Raw genomic sequence first — 4,647 nt, forward strand, 5'->3', positions numbered from 1 at the left:
CGTGATTTCGTCCAGATCGTCGCGGGGACGGTTCGCGTCGGCGAGGACCCCGACGAGGCCCAGTCGGTCGTCGCCCACTACCTGGACGCGCTGATCGCCGATCTCACCGGCTTGAAGCTGGGCGAAGTCGATGGGGCCGCCAAACAGACGGATCGGGAGCCGCTGCAACTGGCCGACGTCTACGTGCCCCTCAATACCACGCTGCATATCCCGGCGGAAGCGAGCTTGACGGACTGGTTGGTCCGCGACCGGCGCTCCGAACGCGGCGAAGGGGAAGCCTCGCACAAAACGCGGCCGGTTTCGTCCCTCGAAGCGCTGGCCACCCATCGCGAACTCACCGTGCTGGGCAAGGCCGGCAGCGGCAAGAGCACCTTTGGCGCCCGCGTTCTGCTCGCGCTCGCGCAAGTCTGGCGGGGCCACCACGCCGAACTCGCCCACCTGGGCACGCATTGGACGCACGACGCGCTGTTTCCCATCCGCGTCGTCTTGCGCCGCTTCGCCGAGCAGCTTCCAGCCGGCGACCAACCGGCCCGCGCCGGCGACCTGTGGACCTTCATCGCCCGCGACCTGGACGAGAGCGGCTATGGCCTGTCGGCCGATACGACGCGCCATGTTCAGCGCCTCGCCCGCGATCACGGCGCCTTGATCCTGCTGGATGGGCTGGACGAATGCGGCAACGACGCGACCCGGCAACGGGTATTGCACGCGGTCAAGGAGATCGAGCGCTCGGCGGGACCACGGTGTCGCTTCTTGCTGACCGCGCGGCCGTATGCCTGGCCCGACGGTCCCGATCCCGCGTGCGGCGTGTACGCGCTGGCCGACCTTAACGATACGCAAGTCGAACCCTTCATCGGCGCGTGGTACGACGCCCTCGACCGCCGTCAATGGCTTTCGCCCGGCGAAGCCAAACGCAAGAAAGCCGATCTTCTAGCCGTGTGGCGGCGTTCCGATCTGCAACCGCTGGCCCGCAACCCGCTGCTGCTCACGCTGATGGTGACGCTGCACGCCAATCGAGGCCGGTTGCCGGACGACCGGGCCGACCTGTACCACGAATCGGTGGATTTGCTGATACTGCGCTGGAACCGGCAAATCGGCGCCGACAAGGCGCTGCTCGATGCGTTGGACATACCGGGCCTGAAGCTTTCGGATCTGCGAGAAGTGCTGGAAGAGCTGGCCTTCAAGGTCCACCAGAACAACGTCGGTCGGGAAGGCACGGCGGACATCGGCGAGGATCGGCTGGCGCGCGCCTTTTGTCCGTTGCTGAACCGCAGCAAGGACAAGGCCGACGTGGTGGTCGACTACATCGAAAAGCGCGCCGGCCTGTTGATCGGCCAGGGCGAGAAGGACGGCGAGCGGCAGTTCACGTTCCCGCATCGCACCTTTCAGGAATTCCTCGCCGCCGGCCATCTGGCCGCTCAAGACGACTTTCCAGCCGAATGCGCCCGACTGGCCCGCGCCGCGCCCGGACACTGGCAGGTGGTGTTGCCGCTGGCGGCGCGACTGGCCAAGACCGAGCGCGGCGCCAGCGCCGCCGACGAACTGATCGGCGGCGCCTCGATCGCCGAGTTCCGCGCCCGGCGATCGCCCGACGAGATGGACTGGAGCTGTGCCCTGCTGGCCGGGTTACAGCTCTTGGAAATCGGGCTGGGCGCGATCAACAAACGCGATCGTACCCGCCGGATCGCCGAACGGGTCGCCGACTGGCTGGCGGCGTCGCTGCCAGTGCATCCCCAAGACGGCGGCATGCCCGCCCGGCAGCGCGCGCAGGCAGGCGACGTGCTGGCGGCGCTCGGCGATCCGCGCTTCGACCCGAAACACCTCTATTTGCCGGCGGATGACCGGCTCGGCTTCGAGCGCGTTTCCGCTGACCCGAACTTCAAGATCGGCACGCGAAAAACCGATGCGAAGCGGGTTGCGAAGATCATCGACTACGAAGTGGACGACAATGAAATCAACGACGCGCTCACCCCGACCCCCGAGTTCTACATTGCGCGCTATCCGGTCACCGTCGCCCAATTCAGGACCTTCGTCGAAGCCACGGCCTTCAAGATCGGCGACGCCGATGCCTTAAGCGACCCGAACAACCGGCCGGTGCGCTGGGTCAGTTGGCACGAGGCACTGGCCTATGGCGACTGGCTGAACGACCAACTCGCCCACTCGCCGGCATTCGAGGGTAACGAGATGGCTCGCCGGGTACGCGAAAGCGGGTGGCGGGTCACCTTGCCCAGCGAGCTGGAATGGGAGAAGGCGGCGCGAGGTGGGCTACGGGATGCCGTCTTTTCGTGGGGCGACGAACCCGACCCGAATCGCGCCAATGGCGGTGAGTCCGAGATCGGCGACACCTCGACGGTCGGCTGCTTCCCGGCCAACGGTTTCGGTCTGTACGACCTGGTCGGCAATGTCTGGGAATGGACACGCAGCCTGTGGGGCACGGACTGGGAAAAGCCCACGTTCGGGTATCCCTACGATCCGAACGACGCGAAGCGCGAGGATTTGGCCGCCGAGGACAAGATTATCCGGGTCCTGCGCGGCGGCTCGTGGTACCTCAATCGCGATGGCGCGCGCTGCGCCTACCGTTTCAGGATTCACCCCGACCCCCGCTTCGAGCACAGCGGTTTTCGGGTGGTGTTGCGGCCGCCCCCTGTTTCGTAGCTCCGGCCTCCGGTGACTCTGGACTCTGGTACTCCGATTTCTCGACCTCTGGAGGGGGTGCGGGGGAGACTTCCCCCGCCGCGCGCGGCGCGGTTTTTTGCATTATGATCCTATCGCTGGGTGGCGACACCCGGCCAGGCGGTCTGGAAAAGTCCTGCGCGGCGGCTCGTGGAACAACAATCGCGATGACGCGCGCTGCGCCTACCGTAACAGGATTCACCCCGACAACCGCAACGACAACAACGGTTTTCGGGTGGTGTTGCGGCCGACCCACGTTCTTCCGTCCCTTCTTCTGGTTCCGTCATCCAGGCGGAACGGTGAGCCGAGATACCCATCCCGGTTCGTTCCAGCAATGCGGGCCGATCCGCGCCAGCGGGTGGGTCCGCCGAGGCGAAGGAAGAAGAACAGCGCCAGACCGGTCTGGTCCGCGCGCGTGCCGCGAGGCAGGGCGATCACCGGGGCGTCGCCCGCGCCGGGCGCATAGAAAAACCGGGTCACGGCCAGGCCGCCGCGCCCGCCGTGGCCCGCCCCACCCGCCGTCAATCCGCGCCAGCCTGACCGGCGCGGCCGCTCCCGGCGGATTCGACGGCGACGGTGGCCTGGGTCTGCTTGAGCCAACCGCCCAGCAGCTTGCCCACGCCAGCGACCAAGCGGCTCGCGTGCTCGTACTGGCCGTCGCTCAGCCAGTCCCACTGCCGGGCGAGACGCAGGTACAGCCGCAGCTTGTTCAGGTGCGCGTCGGCAGCTTGCAAATGCTCCAGGCGCCGGGCGCCACCGCGAGCGTTGGCTTCGAAGATCGCCTCTTGAAAATCCAGCGCCGCTCCTTGCAAGCGTTGCGTGACGACGAAGCGCTGACTCTTGGGAAACCGCTCGCACCGCGGCAGCAGCCAGGTCAGCAGGTCGTAGGTCCGGGTGAAGATGACCAAGTCTTTTTTGGCATCGGGCATGGCGGGAAGGCTCGGCTGGAGAAGCGAATGGGTGCGCTGTTCGACGCGATCACCAACTGGGACAATCTGTGGCGGGCCTATCATTTGGCCGCGCGCGGCAAGCGCGGCAAGCGCAGCGCGGCCGCCTTCGACCATCGGGTCGCCGACCGCCTGCTCGCGCTGCAAGCCGAACTGCGCGCGAAGACCTATCGCCCCGGCGCGTATCGCCACTTCTTCATCCACGAGCCGAAGCGGCGCAAGATCAGCGCCGCGCCGTTTCGCGACCGCGTGGTACACCACGCGCTGTGCAATCTGATCGAGCCGATCTTCGAGGCGGGCTTCTGCGCGCACAGCTACGCCAACCGCGCCGGTAAAGGCACGCACCGGGCGGTGGATCGGCTTCAGCGTTGGGCGCGGCGCTATCGCTACGTGCTGCGCGGCGACGTCGTCCAGCACTTTCCGTCCCTGGATCATGCGATCCTGCGCGCCAAGCTCGCTTGCCGGATCGACGACGAAGAGGTGCGCTGGCTGATCGACCGCATCCTCGAAAGCGGTGCCGGCGTGCTGGCCGACGAGTACACGATGGTTTACTTTCCCGGCGATGACCTGCTCGCCGCCTGCCGCCCGCGCGGCTTGCCCATCGGCAACCTGACCAGCCAGTTTTGGTCGAATGTCTATTTGAATGACTTCGACTGGTTCGTCCGGCGCGAGCTGGGCTGCGGCGCGTACCTGCGCTACGTCGACGATTTCGCCCTGTTCGGCGATTCCAAGGCCGAGCTGTGGGCGTGGAAGGACGCCGTCGTCGCCCGCCTGGCGCGCGAGCGGCTGACGATCCACGCGGCCCAGGCCCAGGTGCTGCCGACGTCTTGCGGCATCCCCTGGCTGGGTTTCGTGGTGTATCCGACGCACCGCCGGCTCAAGCGGCGCAATGCGGTCAACTTCACCGTGTCCTTCCGGCAAGCCTGCTTGACTGGTAAAAATTGGGGTTGAACCGAATCCTGCCTGGTCGGTAGCATCACGGTCTCTTCAATTCTGGAAGAATTCCTGACCGCCACCCCGATGAAAGCGC

The 4,647-nt window shown here is 66.5% G+C and carries 4 protein-coding genes and 1 pseudogene; 3 read left to right on the top strand and 2 right to left on the bottom strand.

The features are described from left to right. Positions 1-2,652, top strand: a 2,652-nt coding sequence (locus Q1M07_RS07955; protein ID WP_300452805.1) for an SUMF1/EgtB/PvdO family nonheme iron enzyme, incomplete at its 5' end; no start/stop codon positions are given. A 97-nt stretch (positions 2,653-2,749) separates the two neighbouring features. Then, positions 2,750-2,854 (top strand): annotated as a pseudogene (locus tag Q1M07_RS07960) (hypothetical protein); the annotation flags it as partial. Between the two features lie 14 nt (positions 2,855-2,868). Here the strand turns inward: Q1M07_RS07960 and Q1M07_RS07965 are convergent. Then, complete coding sequence (locus Q1M07_RS07965) at positions 2,869-3,150, bottom strand: hypothetical protein (RefSeq protein WP_300452810.1); 282 nt, start codon at positions 3,148-3,150, stop codon at positions 2,869-2,871. Between the two features lie 41 nt (positions 3,151-3,191). Beyond that, positions 3,192-3,599, bottom strand: a complete 408-nt coding sequence (avd, locus tag Q1M07_RS07970; RefSeq protein WP_300452806.1) for a diversity-generating retroelement protein Avd — start codon at positions 3,597-3,599, stop codon at positions 3,192-3,194. Between the two features lie 27 nt (positions 3,600-3,626). Here avd and Q1M07_RS07975 point away from each other — a divergent pair, with 27 nt between their 5' ends. Continuing rightward, complete coding sequence (locus tag Q1M07_RS07975) at positions 3,627-4,568, top strand: reverse transcriptase domain-containing protein (protein ID WP_300452808.1); 942 nt, start codon at positions 3,627-3,629, stop codon at positions 4,566-4,568. Positions 4,569-4,647: the final 79 nt, after the last annotated feature.

The organism is Accumulibacter sp. (assembly GCF_029255285.1).
Taxonomy (GTDB): Bacteria; Pseudomonadota; Gammaproteobacteria; order Burkholderiales; family Rhodocyclaceae; genus Accumulibacter.